Origin of the sequence: Mycetocola manganoxydans (assembly GCF_003667545.1) — a bacterium.
GTDB lineage: Bacteria > Actinomycetota > Actinomycetes > Actinomycetales > Microbacteriaceae > Mycetocola_A > Mycetocola_A manganoxydans.
Genome location: NZ_RCUV01000001.1, coordinates 107,646 through 125,720, shown reverse-complemented (window position 1 = coordinate 125,720; position 18,075 = coordinate 107,646). Strand labels below are relative to the sequence as shown.

Sequence of the window (18,075 nt, the reverse complement as noted above, 5' to 3'; positions counted from 1 at the left end):
TCGGTTGTGCTTCGGAGGTCTCATGTCACGACGTTCGCGACTTGCCGGTGTCGACCCACGGCTCGTCATCGGCACGGGCCTCATCCTCGCTTCGGTGGCGGGAGTGTGGACCGTGGTCGAGGCTGCCGACCGATCCAGCCCGGTGTTCGTCGCGCCTGAAACCCTGACAGTCGGCGACACCGTCTCCGAGGATGATCTCGAGGTGGCGCACGTCCGCCTTGAGGCAGCGGGGGAGCGCTACCTCACCCACGTACCGGACGGCGGCCTCGTCATCACGCGGACGGTTTTCGAGGGTGAGTTCATTCCGCTGGCGTCGGTCAAAACCGATGCCAGGGTGCAGGTGAGTGCCGTCGTCGTCGAGTCGGCGACCCGCCTTTCCCGCTCGGTAGAACCGGGTTCGCTCGTCGACGTCTGGGCCGCTGAGCAGCAGGACGACGGGTCATTCGCCCCGCCGGTCGTCGTCGTCGGTGGGGTGAGCGTCGTCCGGGTCGTCGAAGAACAGGGGCTGGTCGCCGGGTCGGGTGGCTCGACCGTCGAAGTGCTCGTCCCGTCAGGATCCGTGGCCTCGGTCCTTGCCGCGCTCGCCGGTGAAGCGTCAATCTCGATCGTTCCTGCCGGGTGAAACCGTGACCGGATTGGCTTTCTTCCTGGAGCGCGACGACGAGGACCGTCTCGTCGCCGGACTCGTCGAGAAGGGGTACTCGGTTGAATTGCGGATCGGTCCTCTCACCGATCCCGTCCTCGCACTCGAGAGCGCAGCCCCCGACGCTCTTCTCGTCGCCGCTGTTCCCGGCCGCCTCAGCCAGGAACTGCTCGCGGCATGTGATGCGCGGGGGATCCGCGTCATCGCGCTCACCGAAAACGATGCGGGTAAGCGAAACGCCGCGTCGCTCGGCCTGTACGACGTCCTCGACCTCGATACCCCCATCGACGTCGTCGACGCTGTCCTCCGCGGATCACGGGCAATAAGCCAGGACCTTCCATCGCCCGCAGCAGGGACGGTGCTCAGCGTGTGGGGCCCGGCGGGAGCGCCAGGGCGCACCACCGTCGCGATCGCCCTCGCCACCGAGATCGCGGCGACAGGCCGGAATGTGGCCCTCATCGACGCGGACACCCATGCCGCGTCGATCGCCCCGGTGCTGGGAATGCTCGACGAAGCGCCCGGCTTCGCGGCGGCATGCCGTCTCGCCGGTCAGGACGGGCTCAGCCTGGCGGAGCTCGACCGGATTCGGCAGCCGTATTCCGTGCACGGAGGGACCGTCAACGTTCTCACCGGCATCCCGCGCGCGTCCCGGTGGCCCGAGATCAGCGCGGAACGGGTCTCACGCACCATCGCCGTCTGCCGGGACTGGGCGGAATACGTCGTCATCGACACGGGCTTCAGCCTGGAGAACGACGAGGAGATCTCGAGCGACCTCTTCGCTCCGAGACGCAACGCTGCCACCCTCGCGGCGTTGCAGGCCGCCGACCGGGTCATTGCGGTCGGCGCGGCGGACCCGGTCGGCCTCGCACGCTTCCTCCGGGCGTATCCGGACCTCGTGGAATTGTGCGGCGATGTTCCCATCACGACCGTCATCAATAAGGTGCGCGCGAGTGTGGTGGGACTGAACCCGAACGGACAGGTCCGCGCAACGCTGCAGCGGTTCGGCGGAGTCTGGGACCCGGTGCTCGTGCCCGCGGATGACAGGGGAACGGATGCCGCGTTGCTCGCTGGTCGTGCGCTGCGGGATGTGAGTCCGCGGTCACAGGCGCTTGCTGCGATCTCGCGCCTCGTCACCGCCCGGATCCTGCCACAGGCAGTTCCGCAGTCCGGACGCAGGGCGCTTCGGCGCGCACGGGTGGCGCGGCCCGCCCGCGCCGGCTGAACCGGGGCCGGGATGTCCCGGCCGTAGACTGGATCAATGTCGACGCTCAGTGACCTCGTCCTTGCCACCGGCCGCTCCACAGACGAGGATGTCGACTGGCTCCACATGCTCGTCGGTGATGCCCAGCTCCTCGCCGATCTGGCTTTCGCCGACATCGTTCTGTGGGTGCCGACCGAGGACGGCAGCTTCGTCTCGGTGTCGCACCACCGGCCATCGAGCGCCGCGACGCTTTTCTATCGTGACTTCGTCGGCCAGTCGATCAAACCGCAGTGGCGCGCGCAGGTCACCGAAGCGTTCGAGAGCGCGAGGATCGTCGACTCCACTGCTCCCGACTGGTACGAGGAAACGCCAACCAGGGTGCGTGCAGTGCCGGTCATGCGGCGCCTCGGCTCCACCTCACCGGAAAACGCGCCGGCACCGATCGCAGTACTCACCCGGCATACCAACCTCGGAGAAGCCCGCACGCCGAGCAGGCAGGAGCTCACCTTCAACGAGTGCGCCAACGACCTGTTCGAGATGGTGGCGACGGGCGATTTCCCTGACCTGTCTGCACCGACAGGTCCCCGTCGTGGCGCGCCACGGGCATCCGACGGTCTCATCCGTCTCGACGTCGACGGAACGACGACGTTCGCCAGCCCGAACGCTCTGTCGGCGTTCAACCGGATGGGGTTCAATGACGAACTCGAAGGAGAGTCGCTCGCCGAGGTCACCACCCTGATCCTGCCGGGCAAGCAGGTCATCGATGAGTCGCTGCCCCTAGTCGTCACCGGGCGGGCACCATGGCGGACCGACATCGAGGCGCGCGGGGTGACGGTGTCCCTGCGTGCCATTCCGTTGCGGCACCGCGGTGAACGCGCGGGCGCGATCGTTCTGTGCCGCGATGTGACCGAATTGCGCCACCAGGAACGTGAACTCATCACGAAGGATGCCACGATCCGCGAGATCCACCACCGGGTGAAGAACAACCTCCAGACGGTTGCGTCGCTCCTGCGGATCCAGGGCAGGCGTGCACACACCGATGAGGCGCGGGAAGCACTGACCCAGGCCATGCGCCGGGTGGCGGCCATCGCGGTCGTCCATGACACCCTGTCCGAGGGGCTCACCCAGGATGTGAACTTCGACGAGGTGTTCGAACGCGTTCTCATGCTCATCGCCGAGGTGGCGTCCTCACACAACACGACGGTTCACCCGCGCAAGTCCGGCGAATTCGGTGTGCTTCCGAGTGCATACGCAACGCCACTTGCCCTCGCGCTCACCGAACTCGTCACCAACGCTGTCGAACACGGACTCGCCGGGCGTGATGGGGAGGTCGAAATCGTCGCCGACCGGTCGGGGGACCAATTGACCGTCCTCGTGCGTGACAACGGAGTTGGCCTGCAGGAGGGCAAGGTCGGCACCGGTCTCGGCACGCAGATCGTCCGGACGCTGATTCAGGGTGAACTGAGCGGAACCATCGACTGGCACACGGTGATGGGTTCAGGCACCGAGGTCACCATCGAGGTCCCTCTGCGCTGGATCTCACGCACCTGAGCGGACACGCAAAAAACTCCCGGTCCTAAAGGACCGGGAGTTCTGTGTCGTTCGGTCAGGAAGCGCGGCGGGCGCGTGCAGCGCGGCGCTTGAGGGCGCGACGCTCGTCTTCGGAAAGGCCACCCCAGACGCCGGAGTCCTGGCCGGTCTCGAGTGCGTACTGGAGGCAGATCTCGGTGACGGTGCAGCGGCCGCACACGGCTTTGGCCTTGTCGATCTGGTCGACTGCCGGCCCTGTGTTGCCTACCGGGAAGAAAAGTTCCGGGTCTGCTGTCAGGCAAGCGGCTTTATCGCGCCAGTCCATGCGGGTGCTCCTTTGAATGAGGGTAAACGACCGATATGGTCGGAAATGAGGGAATGCCCGAGCGAATGAGAGGGCGATCACGTAAACCGGATCTGCTCACCTCTCTGTGAGCGTCGTACTCGGGCCTCAACAATCGTGACATACCGCTTCTACCAAATCAATAGCTTCGTATGGGATATACCTGTGAATAACACTGATGACACATCCTCGACATCTTCGGGCGCTACAATTCCCGCCCCATCCTCCGGACGGTCCCCGGCGTTGTGGTTGCTGACGGTGTTGTTGTTCGCAGAAGCTGCCGCCGTCATCGTCGTCGTCCTGGTTCTCATCGTCGACATCCTGACGCTCCCGGCGGCATCCATCTCGAGCGCGATCGCCCTGACGGTCGTCGTCGCCATCGCCGCCGTCTTCGTCTCCGCCGTCGCCATCGGTGCTCTGCGCAGGCAGGGATGGGTGCGCGGGGGTGCGGTCATCTGGCAACTTGTCCAGCTCGCCATCGCCATCGGCGCGTTCCAAGGCACCTTCGCACAACCCGCGATCGGCTGGGCGTTGCTCGCGCCAAGCATCGTCGTTCTCGTACTGCTGTTCACCCCATCGGTGATGGCGGCGATCCGGAGGGACGGAGTCCAGCGCTCCCAGTTCTGAGGGCGATTCAGGACGAGTGCTGGCTTCCGTCGTCCCACGCCTGCCATGATGGCGAGCAGGGTCAGGCGTTGTTCAAAATCCGAGCAGAGCTGCACCCGGCAAACCGACCAATGGAGGTCCCCGTGGAACGCACCTATGTCATCACCGGAGCAGCGAGCGGAATCGGCAAGGCGACGAAGGAGTTGCTTGAATCCCGCGGTGATCGCGTCATCGGCGCCGACATCGCCGGAAGCGACATCACCGTCGACCTCACCACGCGTGAGGGTCGAGAAACGCTCGTCACCGTGGTCGAGACACTGAGCGGCGGCACGATCGACGCGGTCCTCGCCGTTGCCGGGCTCTCCTCCCCGACGATCGCTACCGCAGCGGTGAACTACTTCGGAGCCGTCGCGACGCTCGAGGGCCTCCGTCCGCTCCTGGCAGGATCGCACTCACCGCGCGCGGTCGCCGTGACGTCGATGGCGTCGCTCATGCCGCACGACGACGCGCTGGTCACTGCCTTCCTGAACGGGAACGAGGACGAAGCGCTCGCACGAGCGGCTGAACTCGCGGCAGGCTCACCCGACGAGGGGAACCTCATCTACGGTTCGAGCAAGCAGGCACTCTCACGGTGGGTGCGTCGCCAGGCGCCGACGGCGGAATGGGCTGGGGCGGGCATCCCGCTCAACGCGGTGGCGCCGGGCGTGGTGCTCACCCCGATGACGGCCGCTCTGACAGCGACGGAAGAAGCCAGAACCCAGCTCGCCGGGATGGTTCCCATGCCCCTCAACGGATTCTTCGGCCCGGAATCCGTCGCACAGTTGCTCGCGTGGCTGTCGAGTGAGGAGAACGGACACCTCTGCGGCCAGGTGATCTTCATCGACGGCGGCTCGGACGCCGTCATCCGGGGAGACTCGACCTGGTGAACACGAGCGGAGGAAGGGCTCAGGCGACCTTGAGCTTCTTCCGCAGGGATGCGACGTGGCCGGTCGCCTTGACGTTGTAGAGCGCATGCTCGAGCAAGCCGTTCTCGTCGATGACGAAGGTGGAGCGCAGGACTCCTGTGACGATCTTGCCGTAGGAGTTCTTCTCGCCGTATGCGCCGTACGCGTTGTGTACCGCGAGATCCTCATCGCTGAGCAGGGGGAACGACAACGAATCCCGCTCGGCGAACGTCTTGAGCTTGTCAGGCGAATCCTTCGACACACCGAGCACGGTGTACCCAGCCGCCTGGAGCGATCCCAGGCTGTCGCGGAAGTCGCACGCCTGCGTCGTGCACCCCGGTGTCATCGCCGCCGGGTAGAAATACAGGATCACCTTGGAACCGACGAAATCCTGCAGGGACACTCGGGCCCCGTCGGCGTCGGTGAGCGTGAACGAGGGGGCGGTGTCGCCCGGGGCGAGTCGGTTCGCAGTCATGATTCCAGCCTACTGATGTCGGTGCGAGGCGCCACCGCCGTCAGTGCTGGACCGGCTTCATGAAGGTCGCGAGCAGGCGCTGCAGTGAATCGAGCCTGGCAGCGCCGGTGTCGCCGAGTTCCCCGGCCTCGACCGCTTCGACGATGGCGCAATCGGGGGCATCGGGCAGGTGGGTGCAGCCGCGTGGGCAGCGTTCGGCCGCCTCGGCGAGGTCGGTGAACGCTCGGAGGATGTTTGCCGGGTCGATGTGACCGAGCCCGAACGACCGCACACCGGGGGTGTCGATGACCCAGCCTGTCCCGTGTTCGTTCTCGATGCGGTACGACACGGTCGACGATGAGGTGTGCCTGCCACGCCCGGTCACGGCATTAACGTGCCCTGTGGCGCGTTGTGCGCTCGGTACGAGGGCGTTCACGAGTGTCGACTTGCCGACACCCGAGTGGCCGACGAAGACCGTGTCATGACCGATGAGAGCCTCGGTGATCTCTGCCAGAGGCATCCGGTCGGTGGAACTCGTGAAGACCCGCACCTCGAGCCCGGCGAAATTGCGCAGGAACTCGCTCGGGTCGGCGAGGTCTGTCTTCGTGATGCACAGGATCGGGCGGATGCCTGCATCGAGCGCGGCAATGAGGTAGCGGTCCACGAGCCGCTCCCTCGGTTCCGGGTCTGCGGCGGCAACGACCACGAGCATCTGATCGGCGTTGGCGACGATGACACGTTCGACTTCGTCGCTGTCGTCGGCGCTTCTGCGGAGGAGTGTCGTACGTGGAACGATTTTCACGATCCGCGCGAGGCTGCCCTCGTTGCCGGTGAGGTCTCCGACCACACGGACCCGGTCGCCGTTGACGACGGCTTGTTTGCGGAGTTCCGACGCCCGGGATGCCGTGATGCGACGCTCCGTGTCGGTTCCCTCGTCGAGGAGCACCGTGTATCGGCCGCGGTCGACGGCAAGCACTCGCGCCGTCTCGGCGTCGTTGTGTTCAGGCCGGGTTTTCGTCCGGGGCCTGTTGCCCTTGCGATTCGGGCGTTCCCGGATGCTGGACTCGTCGAACTCCGGTTCGTCGTCGTTGTCTCCGGTGTCCCACCAGCTCATCCGAGGACGGCTCCGCTGACCATCGTGCTCCACAGCTCGGGGAACTGGGGCAGTGTCTTCGCGGTCGTCGCGATGTTCTCGATCACGACGCCGGGAACGACGAGACCGAGAATCGCGCCGGTGGTGGCCATCCGGTGATCGTGGTAGCTCAGCCAGGTGCCACCGGTGAGCGGTCGGGGTTCGATCCGCAATCCGTCGTCCAGTTCGGTCACGTTGCCGCCGAGCTTGTTGATCTCGGTGGCGAGGGCAGCGAGCCGGTCGGTTTCGTGGTGACGGATGTGACCGATTCCGGTGATCGTCGACGGCGAGTCCGCGAGCGCGGCGATGGCGGTCAGGGCGGGGGCGAGTTCACCGGCCGTCGTCAGGTCGAGGTCGACGCCGGGAATCCTGCTCCCGCCCGTGACGGTGAGCTTGTCGCCCTCGAGCGTGACGGTGGCACCGAAGCGGGGGAGGAGATCGAGAAGTTCGGATCCGACCTGCGTGGTCTCGGCGGGCCAGCCGGGAATGGTCACGGTTCCGCCGGTGACGACGGCTGCGGCGAGGAACGGGGCGGCGTTGGAGAGGTCGGGCTCGATCCGCACGTCGCGACCGGTGATAGTGCCGGGCTCCACTCGCCAGACCCCTACCGAGGGGGAGTCGACACGGATGCCGCGGGCGGCGAGGGCGGCGATCGTCATCTCGATGTGCGGAAGGCTCGGCAGCCGCTCGCCGGAGTGGGTCAGGGTGAGCCCGGTCTCGAAGCGTGCAGCGGCGAGAAGCAGGGCGGAGACGAACTGGCTGGAGCGGGAGGCGTCGATGGTCAACTCGCCGCCCTCGACCCGGCCGGTCCCGTGAACGGTGAACGGGAGCGAGCCCCTGCCGTCGTCGTTGATGTCGACGCCGAGCCCGCGCAACGAGTCGATGAGCGTCGACATCGGCCGTCCGCGGGCGGCGCTTTCCGCGTCGAATGTGGTCGGTCCGAGCGCGAGAGCCGCAACCGGGGGGACGAAACGCATCACTGTGCCGGCAAGGCCACAATCCACGGTCGTCGAACCGAAGAGTTCGCCCGGCGTCACCGTCCAGTCGGGACCGAAGCTGCCCGTGGCATCCGTCTCGGAGATCGTTGCGCCGAGGGCGCGGAGGGCGTCGACCATGTTCTGGCTGTCGCGGGAGTGAAGCGGTGCGCGCAGGCGCGATGGTGAATCGGCGAGGGCGGCGAGCACCAGTTCGCGGTTGGTCAGCGACTTCGAGCCCGGGAGTGCGACGGTCGCCGCGACCGGGGATCCGGAAACGGGCGCGGGCCAGGACCCGTCGTCGTCGCTCTGGTGCCGGTCGCCGTACAGGTCGAACTCCGGAGCGGAATATTTTGACTCAAGCATTGTTCTCCTAATCTAACGAGAATTCGTTTCGAAGGGTGTGGATGGTGGCAACTGGAGTGCTCGAACGCGGCGTGGCTTCTGAGCTGGTCGTAGACTGGCCGGTGATGACCACCGTCGATGACACACTTCCTCCCGAGCCGGAGAGCGATCCGCGCGCGCTGTTCGAAGAGCAGGCGCTGCCGTTCATCGATCAGCTCTATGGCGCAGCGATGCGGATGACGAAGAATCCGTCCGACGCACAGGATCTCGTCCAGGAGACCTTCGTCAAGGCGTATTCGGCGTTCGGACAGTTCACGCAGGGCACCAACCTCAAGGCGTGGCTGTACCGGATTCTCACCAACACCTACATCAACATCTATCGCAAGAAGCAGCGCGAGCCGTTCCAGGGCACCCTCGATGATCTCGAGGACTGGCAACTGGGTGGTGCTGAATCACGGACGGCGACGTCCTCCCGTTCGGCTGAGGCCGAAGCGATCGATCACATGCCAGACAGCGCCGTGAAGGATGCCCTCCAGGCGATTCCTGAGGACTTCCGGCTCGCCGTCTACCTGGCAGACGTCGAGGGGTTCGCGTACCAGGAGATCGCCGACATCATGAAAACGCCCATCGGGACCGTCATGAGCCGCCTGCACCGTGGCAGGCGCATGCTGCGGGACCTGTTGGCCGACTATGCCCACGAGCGCGGGATCGACACGGGCCGGGCTGGAGTGAAGAAATGACCGATTGCGGATGCGACAAAGCGAAGCGTGACCTGGAAGAGTACCTCCGTCACGAGGTGTGCTCGACCAACGCCGCTGATATTCGTGAGCACCTGGAGCACTGCGCCTCGTGCCAGGAAGAGGCACTGCTCGCCCGTACCCTCACGGAGGCTGTGCAGCGTGCGTGCAAGGAGACGGCGCCGGAGGATCTCAAGCTCCAGGTGATGGCGCGGCTCCGCGCAGCGCAGGCAACGCACTAGCGTTCTACCTCAAACTTTCGGACGACGCAGGACCGCCTTCGGGGCACGTACGCTCGGGTTGTGATGAAAACCCCTGCCCCCGTCCGAGACTCACGCGTGCCTGTCTGGCTGCGTGTTCTCATCCCCGTCGCGCTCATTCTTGTCTGGTTCGGACTGTTCGGCGCCGGCGGCGCGAGCTTCGGCCAGATCAGCGCCGTCAGCACCAATGACCAGTCGCAGCAGTTGCCCGCCAGCGCCGAGGCTACAAAGGTCCAGGACCTGCAGGCCGACTTCCGCGACGACGACGTCATCCCGGCGATCGTCGTCTTCGAACGCGACGGCGGGCTGACGGAAAGCGACCTCACCGCGATCGATGACCGCGTGGCCGAGTTCTCCGACATCGAAGGGGTTCTCGCCGACGAGAGTTCACCCGCAATCGAATCCGAGGACGGCGAAGCCGTCCAGGTCGTTCTCGTGCTCGACACCGACGAGAAGACGGCCGAGGTCGTCGAAGCTCTCCGCGGTGTTCTCGACGAGAACCCGATCGACGGTGTCAACGCCGCGATCACCGGTCCTGGCGGGCTCACCGCCGACCTGACGAACGCGTTCGCCGGCATCGACGGCCTCCTGCTCCTCGTCGCTCTCGGCGCCGTGTTCGTGATCCTCGTGGTCGTCTACCGTTCACCACTCCTCCCGGTGCTCGTGCTGTTCTCGAGCCTTTCCGCTTTGTGCGCGTCGATCCTCGTCGTCGTGCAGTTGGCACGCGCTGACGTCCTGCTCCTCAGCGGGCAGACGCAGGGGATTCTGTTCATCCTCGTCATCGGTGCTGCCACCGACTACTCACTGCTCTATATCGCGCGGTTCAAAGAGGCCCTCGCCATCGAACCGACCAAGTGGAAGGCCACCTGGGCGGCGCTCAAGGGCTCGTGGGAGCCGATCCTCGCCTCGGGCGGCACCGTCATCGCGGCGCTCCTGCTCCTGCTCTTCTCGGATCTCAACTCGAACAAGTCGCTCGGCCCCGTGGCATCCATCGGGATCGTGTTCGCCCTGCTCGCATCGCTCACCCTGCTCCCCGCTCTTCTCTACTGGGCAGGCAAGGTCGCGTTCTGGCCGGTGAAACCGAAGGCGACGCCGCTGAACGACAACCCCATCGCAGCCGACAAGAAGGGACTCTGGCCCTGGCTGGCGCGATTTGTTCAGAAACGCCCGCGGGTGATCTCGATCTCGAGCGTTCTGCTTCTCGCCGTGATGTCTCTCGGTGTCTTCCAGCTCAAGGCCGACGGCGTTGCAGCGAGCGAATTCGTCCTCGGCGAATCGCAGGCTCGTGACGGTCAGGAAGTCCTCGCTGACCACTTCCCGGCCGGCTCAGGATCGCCGACGGTGATCATCGCTCCCGAGGGGGAACTCGACGTGGTGTCTGACATCGTGCTCGGTACCGACGGTGTCGATTCGCTGACCGTCCTCTCCGAGGACTCCCCGTCCGGCTCTCTCCCGGTCACCGAGGACGGCGTTCAGCCTCTCGGCCCTCCGGGAACTCCAGTGCCGGACGTCACCGTGGTCGACGGCAACGTCCTGCTCTCGGCGACCCTTCTCGACGCCGGTGACTCGATCGAGGCAGAGAACGTCGTTGTCGACCTGCGTGCGGAGCTCGCTCCGGTGTCGACGGACTCGGAGCCGGTTCTCGTCGGTGGTACCACCGCGATCGCCCTCGACTCCAACACGACGGCGATCCATGACCGCAACCTGCTCATTCCGTTGATCCTCGGTGCGATCACCCTGATCCTCATGCTGTTGCTGCGGTCGATCGTTGCGCCGCTGATCCTCATCGCGAGTGTCGTGCTGTCATTCGGTGCCGCGCTCGGTGTGTCGGCGTGGGTCTTCAACGGGATCTTCGACTTCCCAGGAGCCGACCCGTCCGTACCGCTGTTCGGTTTCGTGTTCCTCGTTGCCCTCGGGGTGGACTACAACATCTTCCTCATGACGAGGGTTCGGGAGGAATCCGGTAAGCACGGCACCAAGCAGGGAATCCTGCGCGGGCTTGCGGTCACCGGTGGCGTGATCACCTCTGCCGGTCTCGTTCTCGCGGCCACCTTCGCGGCTCTCAGCGTGATCCCCATCCTGTTCCTGCTCCAGATCGCCTTCATCGTCGCGTTCGGTGTGCTGCTCGACACGTTCCTCGTGCGCACACTGCTCGTCCCTGCGTTGAGCTATGACATCGGTCGCGCCATCTGGTGGCCGAGCAAGCTCTCCCGCGGCGTCCACTCCGCCGACCGCACGGAGCCTGCACACACCGAGAAACACGTCGCGGCCGCTCGCGAGAGCTGACCCAGGACACAGGCGGGGAACGGATGCCACAGCATCCGTTCCCCGCTTTGTCGTTGTTACAGCTGCCCCAGCCGGTATTCCTCGAGGTCGAGCAAGGTCTGGGCCCGCTCCAGAATTCGCGAACTGTATGCGCCGGTCGCTCGGGCGTCGAGGAGCGCTGCCCGCTCCGCTTCGAGCACACGAAGCCGCAACGCCCGGTGCTGCTCATGAGGGCCGGGATTACCGGAGCTCCGCTCGGCGAGCGATTTCCGGTGCAGGATGCTGTCGTCGCGAACCCGGGCGATGACGTCGGCCGTGAACCCGTTGTCGCGAAGCAGGTCCGGGTTGTCGAGGGTCGCGAGTCCGGCCGAACTGAGCTCCCCGACCAGGCTGGTGAGCTCAGCCTGGTCCGCTTCAGGCGTGGTGCCGACGATCCGAAGCTTGCGGATGAGGAGGGGGAGTGTTCCTCCGTTGACGAGCAGCGTGGCGACGGCGACCGTGAATGCGATGAGGATGAGCTGAGGACGGTACGGGATGTCGACCGGCAGGGACTGGGCCGCTGCGAGGGTGACGACGCCACGCATCCCTGACCAGGCCAGGACGGCCCCGCCACGCCAGCCCAGTCCCTCGGAGGTGAGGAAAGCAGCATCCGCCCGCTTGCGGCTGAGGAACCGGCGCGCACGGCGGCGTCCTTCCGGCGAGATCGAGTAGTCCGGCGCTCGGTTGTCGAGACGGCGTATGGCGGAGTCGAGGTAGATCCCCTTCGATTTGGCTCGTCGCTGGTCCCTGCGAAGCACGCCGATGAGCGGAATGACGAAGAGGGTCCGGATGAGAACGAGCAGCACGCACATCAGCAGGCCGAGCCCGATCGCTCCCGGCACGCTGAGGTCATCCGCTTCGACCTGCTCGACGAGGGTTCTCAGCTCGACTCCCATGAGCAGGAAGACGCCGTTCTCCAGAACGAACTGCGCTGTCCGCCAGTTGATCCGCTCGGCGATCCTGTCCTGGGCGCTGAAGTACCTGGCGCTGTTATGGCCGGTGATCAGCCCGGCAACCACAACGGCGAGGACGCCGGAGGAATTCACGGCTTCCGCCGGGATGAAGGCGAGAAACGGCACGACGAACGAGATCGTCGTGTTGAGGACGGGGTCCCCGAGTTTCGAGCGCACCCACACCGTGGCATAACCGACACCGATCCCGACAGCGATCGCGGCCGCGACCGCGTAGACGAATTCGCCGGCGATCTCGCCGATGGACACCGCTTCCGCCGACGCCGCGATGGCTGTGCGGAGCAGTACGAGGGCCGTCGCGTCGTTCACGAGCCCCTCGCCCTCCAGCACCGTCACGAGTCGAGGGGGCAGACCGAGCCGCTTTCCGATCGACGTGGCCGCGACGGCGTCAGGCGGGCTGATCACAGCCCCGAGGGCGATCGCTGCCGGCAAGCTCAGATCGGGCAGGAGCAGGTAGAGCACCAGTCCGGTCAGTACAGCCGAGACGATCACGAGAAGCACGGACAGGCCGCTGATCGCCTTGAGGTTCCGGCGGAAGTCGACGAGTGGCACGTTGACCGCAGCGGCATACAGGATGGGCGGAAGGACGACCGAGAGGATCAGCTCGGGTGGGACGACGATGTCAGGGACCCCGGGGACGAAACTGGCGAGGATGCCAACCACGACGAGGATGAGCGGGCTTGCCACGCCGAGCCTGGGCGAAAAAAACGCGCCACGAGGACGATCGCGAGAATGCCGAAGAGCGCCAGCAGGCCGTATTCCATTCGTCCAGACTAGGGTTGCGTCCTCGTGCCGAACATACGGATCCCGTTCAGCGTGTCACTCGGTTCAGAAACGACAGCGTCTGTTCCAGCGTGGTCCGCGCTTCCTCACGGTCGAGGTGGAACTGGTATCCGTGACCGAGCGCAGGCGCATGATCCGCCGGCCAGAACAGCCCGGTCACTTCGACCCCTGCTGTCTCCAGTGCCGCCGCCATCGGCTGGGATTGAAGGCGAGTCAGTCGGTCACCGTTGCCGCCGCTGATCAGCGTGGGCGGGAAGGAGCGGGTGACGAAATCGATCGTCGACATCGTTGCGCCGGCGACAGCATCCGCCCAATCCTTCGTGCCGGTGTACGCCCACAGCGCCGTCTTGAATCCCCACTGGGTGAGCCCGGACAACTCGGCCATGGCGCGGAGGTCGTACACGCCGCAATGCAGGATTGCGCCGGCGAGCTGCTCGGGGGTGAGCGCAGGACGGACGTCCATGAGACCCGCGTAGTCCGGGGTGGTGGTGAGCGCGACGAGCTGGCTCGCGAGCTGCGCCCCCGCGGAGTCTCCCGCGAGCACGATGCGGGAGGCGTCGACGTTGAGCTCGTTCGCCCTCACAGCGATATCGGCGAGGATCGCGTTGAGCTCGCAGATCGGGGTCGGGTAGGTCGATTCCGGTGCGATGCTGTAGCTCGGAGCGATGGTCGTGTAGCCGTGTCCGGCAAGGATGCGCAGGTACGGACGGATGTCCGCCGTGCTTCCCGAAAGCCAGGCGCCGCCGTGGATCCAGATGACCGTCGGCAGCGGTCCCGTCGCTTCGGCGGGGGTGAACACGTCGACGGTCGACCCGCCGACGGGCACGTTGAGCCGCTCCCGCAGCGGGGTGTCAGGCACGTGCGGGCGCATCTCGTCGACGATCGCGCGTGCTCCGGCTTCGAAGACCCGGCGGATGAGAAGCGCCGACGGCCGTGGGGTTCGAAGCGCGACCGTTCCGATGGCGACTCCCGCGATCATCGCCCCCGCCAGGGTGGCAACGGCGCGGGCAGACAGTCGAGCTCGCGAGCGCCCGTTGAGCCGTGTCATGCGTCCTCCCGCGGTCGGGACCAGTGTGTCAGATCGATGCAATCCCTGCCTCAGCGAAACTCGACGGGCACCGGCCTGTGCCGGTGCCCGTCGAGTGCTGGAGAGCGGAAGGAAATCAGACGTTCAGCGCCTCTGCGAGAAGCTGCGACTGTTCGGCCGCGTGCCGTTTGGCGGAGCCCGTGGCCGGCGAGGCCGCGGCGGGACGCGATACGACGCGCATGGTGCGGTCACCCAGGTTCTTTATCGCCTCGAGCGCGATGAACGGCCACGCGCCCTGGTTCTCAGGTTCGTCCTGCACCCAGACCAGCTCGGCATTCGGGTAGCGAGCGACGATCTCGTTGAGTTCCGTGGTCGGGAGCGGGTAGTACTGCTCCAGACGGACGAGGGCGATGCCGTCGTTCGGCTTCTTCTCGAGTTCGGCGCGCAGGTCCCAGTGGATCTTTCCGGCGTGGAAGAGAACGCGCTTGACCGACGACGGATCCGAGACGCGGGCGTCATCGATGACGGGTTCGAACTTTCCGCTCGTGAAGTCCTCGACCGCACTCGACGCGCCGCGGAGACGGAGCATTGCCTTCGGCGTGAACACGACGAGGGGGCGGCGGGGACGGGCGTAGGCCTGACGACGCAGGAGGTGGAAGTACGACGCTGGCGTCGACGGACGCGCCACGGTCATGTTGTTCTCGGCACAGAGCTGCAGGTAGCGCTCAATCCTCGCGGAGGAGTGGTCAGGGCCCTGGCCCTCATAACCGTGGGGCAGAAGCATGACGACGCTGGAGCGCTGCCCCCACTTCTGCTCGGCGCTCGAGATGAACTCGTCGATGATGGTCTGGCCGCCGTTGGCGAAATCGCCGAACTGGGCCTCCCAGAGCACGAGCGCGTCCGGCCGTTCGACCGAGTAGCCGTACTCGAATCCGAGTACCGCGTACTCCGAGAGGAGGGAGTCGTAGATCCAGAACCTGGCCTGGTTGTCCGCGAGGTTGGCGAGCGGCAGCCATTCCTGGCCGTTGACCCGGTCGTGGAGCACCGCGTGGCGCTGCACGAACGTTCCACGGCGTGAGTCCTGCCCGCTGAATCGAACCGGTGTGCCTTCGATCAGCAGGGAGCCGAAGGCAAGGAGCTCACCGAAGGCCCAGTCGATGTTGCCGTTACGGCTCATGTCGAGGCGCTTCTGCAGCAATTGCTGCAGCTTCGGGTGCACGGTGAATCCGGCTGGTTTGTTGTTGAACGCGTCACCGACGAGTTGAACGACCGCTTCGGAAACACCGGTGGTCTCCGGCTCACCCGAGTAACCATCGTCACCCTCGTCGTCGACGATGACGGGCGACGATGCGGTCTGCGCTGCGTGCGTCTCCATGAAGGCGCGCTCGAGGCGGTCCTGGAAGTCGCGGTGCGCCGCTTCGTAGTCTTCCTCGGTGATGTCACCACGGCCGACGAGGGCTTCGGTGTAGAGCTTGCGCACGCTGCGCTTCTGCTCGATCAGGTTGTACATGAGCGGCTGCGTCATCGAGGGGTCGTCGCCCTCGTTGTGACCGCGGCGGCGGTAACAGATGAGGTCGATGACGACGTCCTTCTTGAATTCCTGACGGAACTCGAGAGCGAGCTGGGCGACGCGGACGACCGACTCGGGGTCGTCTCCGTTCACGTGCCAGATCGGCGCCTGAATCGTCTTCGCGACATCCGTGGAGTACACCGACGTCCGGCCTTCACCGGGAGGGGTGGTGAACCCGACCTGGTTGTTGACCACGATGTGGATGGTGCCGCCGGTACGGTACCCGCGCAACTGCGACAGCTGCATCGTTTCGAGCACAACGCCCTGGCCGGCCATCGCGGCGTCGCCGTGGACGAGGATCGGCAGGGTGGAGAAGGTGCCGATCGGCTGGCGGTCCTGACGGGCGCGCACGATTCCCTCGAGGACGCCGTTCACGGCTTCGAGGTGTGACGGGTTCGCGGCGAGATAGACCGGCAGTTCGGATCCGTCCGAGGCGCGGAACATACCCTCGGTACCGAGGTGGTACTTGACGTCTCCTGAGCCCGTGTTCTTCGAGGAGTTCGTGCCCTCGAACTCCTGGAAGATCTGGCCGTAGGTCTTGCCGGCGATGTTGGTCAGCACGTTGAGGCGACCACGGTGGGCCATGCCGATCGCCGCGCCGTCGAGCTCTGCCTCTGCGGCACCCTGGAGGATGGCGTCGAGCAGGGCGATGGTCGATTCCCCGCCCTCGAGGCTGAATCGCTTCTGGCCGACGTACTTCGTCTGCAGGAACGTCTCGAACGCCTCGGCTTCGTTGAGCTTGCCGAGGATGCGCATCTGCTCGTCGTGCCGTGGCTTCGCGTACGGACGCTCTACTTTCTCCTGGATCCACTTGCGCTGGGCCGGGTCCTGGATGTGCATGTATTCGAGGCCGATGGTGCGGCAGTAGGAGTCGCGCAGGACACCGAGGATGTCACGCAGCTTGGCCTGTCGGGTATCGCCGAAACCGCCGGTGACGAATTCGCGGTCGAGGTCCCAGAAGGTCAGGCCGTGGTTGAGGATGTCGAGGTCGGGGTGTGACCGCTGCACGTACTCGAGCGGGTCGACGTCGGCCATCAGGTGGCCCCGGACCCGGAACGAATTGATCAGTTCCTGCACGCGAGCCGTCTTGTTGACCGTGTCGCTGAGGTCGACCGAGATGTCCGGTGCCCAATGGATCGGGTCGTAGGGGATGCGCAGTGCGGCGAAGATGTCCTGGTAGAAGGACTGCTGCCCGGTGAGCAGTTCGTGCACCTTCTTGAGGAACTCACCGGACCCAGCACCCTGGATGACGCGGTGGTCGTAGGTCGACGTGAGGGTGACGGTCTTGCCGATGGCCAGTTCGACGAGGGTGTGCTCACTCGCTCCCTGGAACTCGGCAGGGTAGTCGAGGGCGCCAGCGCCGATGATGCAGCCCTGGCCCTTCATCAATCGCGGAACCGAGTGCTCCGTGCCGATGCCGCCAGGGTTGGTGAGGGACACCGAAGCGCCCTTGAAGTCGTCAGCGGTTAGCTTGTTCTTGCGGGCACGGGAGACGAGGTCCTCGTACGCCGAGAGGTACTCGCTGAACGTCAGCGTGTCTGCCTTCTTGATCGCGGGCACGAGGAGCGCGCGACTTCCGTCAGGCTTGGGGATGTCGATGGCGATGCCGAGGCCGACGTGCGCAGGCGCGACGACGCTGGGCTTGCCGTCGACGACGTCGTAGTAGACGTTCTGGCTGCGGAAGTCCTTGAGCGCCTGGATGAGCGCCCAGCCGATCAGGTGGGTGAAGCTCACCTTGCCGCCGCGTGCACGCTTGAGGTGGTTGTTGATCACAATGCGGTTGTCGATCATGAGCTTCGCCGGGATCGTGCGCACGCTCGTCGCGGTGGGCACGGTGAGGCTGGCGTCCATGTTCGTGGCGAGCGACTTGGCCATTCCGCGCAGGGGCGAGACCTGGTCGACCGGTTCGTCCTTGGGTGTCGTCTCGTCCGCAGGCGCCGGTTTCGCGGCGGCCTTTCGCGGAGCATCCGCTGGGATCGGAGCGGACTTCGGCTGGAGCGACGTCGTCTTCGCGACCGGCTGCGCTCCGATCACGGGGATCGGTGCGGTGATCGGGTGGGCAGGGACCTCGCCGGTAGCCTTGTCACCCTTGACTGGCTGATAACTTTCGAGGATGGGCCACCACGACTTGTCGACGGAGTTCTTGTCGACGAGATATTGCTCGTAGAGCTCGTCAACCAGCCACTCGTTCGCGCCGAATTCTCCCGACGAACCGTCGTCAGTTCCCACTCCGGTCAACTGGCTTGACACC

The 18,075-nt window shown here is 65.7% G+C and carries 15 protein-coding genes; 8 read left to right on the top strand and 7 right to left on the bottom strand.

What is annotated here, in order from left to right:
* Positions 1 to 22: 22 nt before the first annotated feature.
* The 3 genes from D9V29_RS00605 to D9V29_RS00595 are packed head-to-tail and all read left to right on the top strand — an operon-like array spanning position 23 to position 3,395.
* Positions 23 to 622, top strand: a complete 600-nt coding sequence (locus tag D9V29_RS00605; RefSeq protein WP_147436196.1) for a hypothetical protein — start codon at positions 23 to 25, stop codon at positions 620 to 622.
* Between the two features lie 4 nt (positions 623 to 626).
* A complete protein-coding gene (locus tag D9V29_RS00600) occupies positions 627 to 1,865 on the top strand; it encodes a CpaE/TadZ family protein (protein WP_121671381.1) in 1,239 nt (412 codons plus the stop codon).
* Between the two features lie 36 nt (positions 1,866 to 1,901).
* On the top strand, positions 1,902 to 3,395 hold the full coding sequence (locus D9V29_RS00595) for a sensor histidine kinase (RefSeq protein ID WP_121671380.1): 1,494 nt from the start codon (positions 1,902 to 1,904) through the stop codon (positions 3,393 to 3,395).
* A gap of 55 nt (positions 3,396 to 3,450) precedes the next feature.
* On the opposite strand, the gene D9V29_RS00590 is transcribed toward D9V29_RS00595, so the two are convergent.
* A complete protein-coding gene (locus D9V29_RS00590; RefSeq protein WP_090711166.1) occupies positions 3,451 to 3,699 on the bottom strand; it encodes a WhiB family transcriptional regulator in 249 nt (82 codons plus the stop codon).
* Positions 3,700 to 3,975: 276 nt separating this feature from the next.
* Here D9V29_RS00590 and D9V29_RS00585 point away from each other — a divergent pair, with 276 nt between their 5' ends.
* Both D9V29_RS00585 and D9V29_RS00580 read left to right on the top strand, forming a co-directional pair.
* Positions 3,976 to 4,344 (top strand): hypothetical protein, encoded by a 369-nt coding sequence (locus D9V29_RS00585; protein ID WP_229790400.1) that lies wholly within the window; start codon positions 3,976 to 3,978, stop codon positions 4,342 to 4,344.
* A 122-nt stretch (positions 4,345 to 4,466) separates the two neighbouring features.
* Positions 4,467 to 5,249: an SDR family oxidoreductase gene (locus tag D9V29_RS00580; protein WP_121671379.1), complete on the top strand. Its 783-nt coding sequence runs from the start codon at positions 4,467 to 4,469 to the stop codon at positions 5,247 to 5,249.
* 19 nt (positions 5,250 to 5,268) lie between these two features.
* Here the strand turns inward: D9V29_RS00580 and bcp are convergent, their stop codons facing one another.
* The 3 genes from bcp to aroA are packed head-to-tail and all read right to left on the bottom strand — an operon-like array spanning position 5,269 to position 8,193.
* On the bottom strand, positions 5,269 to 5,742 hold the full coding sequence (bcp, locus tag D9V29_RS00575) for a thioredoxin-dependent thiol peroxidase (protein WP_121671378.1): 474 nt from the start codon (positions 5,740 to 5,742) through the stop codon (positions 5,269 to 5,271).
* Positions 5,743 to 5,782: 40 nt separating this feature from the next.
* Entirely contained in the window at positions 5,783 to 6,835 is a 1,053-nt protein-coding gene (gene rsgA, locus D9V29_RS00570) for a ribosome small subunit-dependent GTPase A (RefSeq protein WP_121671377.1), read from the bottom strand.
* A complete protein-coding gene (gene aroA / locus D9V29_RS00565; RefSeq protein ID WP_121671376.1) occupies positions 6,832 to 8,193 on the bottom strand; it encodes a 3-phosphoshikimate 1-carboxyvinyltransferase in 1,362 nt (453 codons plus the stop codon). The genes rsgA and aroA overlap by 4 nt, the downstream gene beginning before the upstream one ends.
* A gap of 104 nt (positions 8,194 to 8,297) precedes the next feature.
* On the opposite strand from aroA, the gene D9V29_RS00560 reads away from it, so the two are divergent.
* The 3 genes from D9V29_RS00560 to D9V29_RS00550 all read left to right on the top strand — a co-directional run bounded on the left by D9V29_RS00560 (position 8,298) and on the right by D9V29_RS00550 (position 11,455).
* Positions 8,298 to 8,912 (top strand): sigma-70 family RNA polymerase sigma factor, encoded by a 615-nt coding sequence (locus tag D9V29_RS00560; protein WP_189607798.1) that lies wholly within the window; start codon positions 8,298 to 8,300, stop codon positions 8,910 to 8,912.
* Positions 8,909 to 9,151, top strand: coding sequence for a zf-HC2 domain-containing protein (locus D9V29_RS00555; protein WP_121671374.1), 243 nt, complete (start codon positions 8,909 to 8,911; stop codon positions 9,149 to 9,151). The genes D9V29_RS00560 and D9V29_RS00555 overlap by 4 nt, the downstream gene beginning before the upstream one ends.
* A 63-nt stretch (positions 9,152 to 9,214) precedes the next feature.
* Complete coding sequence (locus D9V29_RS00550; protein WP_121671373.1) at positions 9,215 to 11,455, top strand: MMPL family transporter; 2,241 nt, start codon at positions 9,215 to 9,217, stop codon at positions 11,453 to 11,455.
* A 56-nt stretch (positions 11,456 to 11,511) separates the two neighbouring features.
* On the opposite strand, the gene D9V29_RS00545 is transcribed toward D9V29_RS00550, so the two are convergent.
* From D9V29_RS00545 to D9V29_RS00535, 3 genes are all read right to left on the bottom strand, one after another.
* Complete coding sequence (locus D9V29_RS00545; RefSeq protein WP_229790401.1) at positions 11,512 to 13,131, bottom strand: cation:proton antiporter; 1,620 nt, start codon at positions 13,129 to 13,131, stop codon at positions 11,512 to 11,514.
* A gap of 124 nt (positions 13,132 to 13,255) precedes the next feature.
* Positions 13,256 to 14,275 carry an alpha/beta hydrolase gene (locus tag D9V29_RS00540; protein WP_121671372.1) on the bottom strand — a complete coding sequence of 340 codons (1,020 nt, stop codon included), beginning with the start codon at positions 14,273 to 14,275 and terminating at the stop codon, positions 13,256 to 13,258.
* A 115-nt stretch (positions 14,276 to 14,390) separates the two neighbouring features.
* Entirely contained in the window at positions 14,391 to 18,074 is a 3,684-nt protein-coding gene (locus D9V29_RS00535; RefSeq protein WP_121671371.1) for a multifunctional oxoglutarate decarboxylase/oxoglutarate dehydrogenase thiamine pyrophosphate-binding subunit/dihydrolipoyllysine-residue succinyltransferase subunit, read from the bottom strand.
* Between the last annotated feature and the right edge of the window lies 1 nt (position 18,075).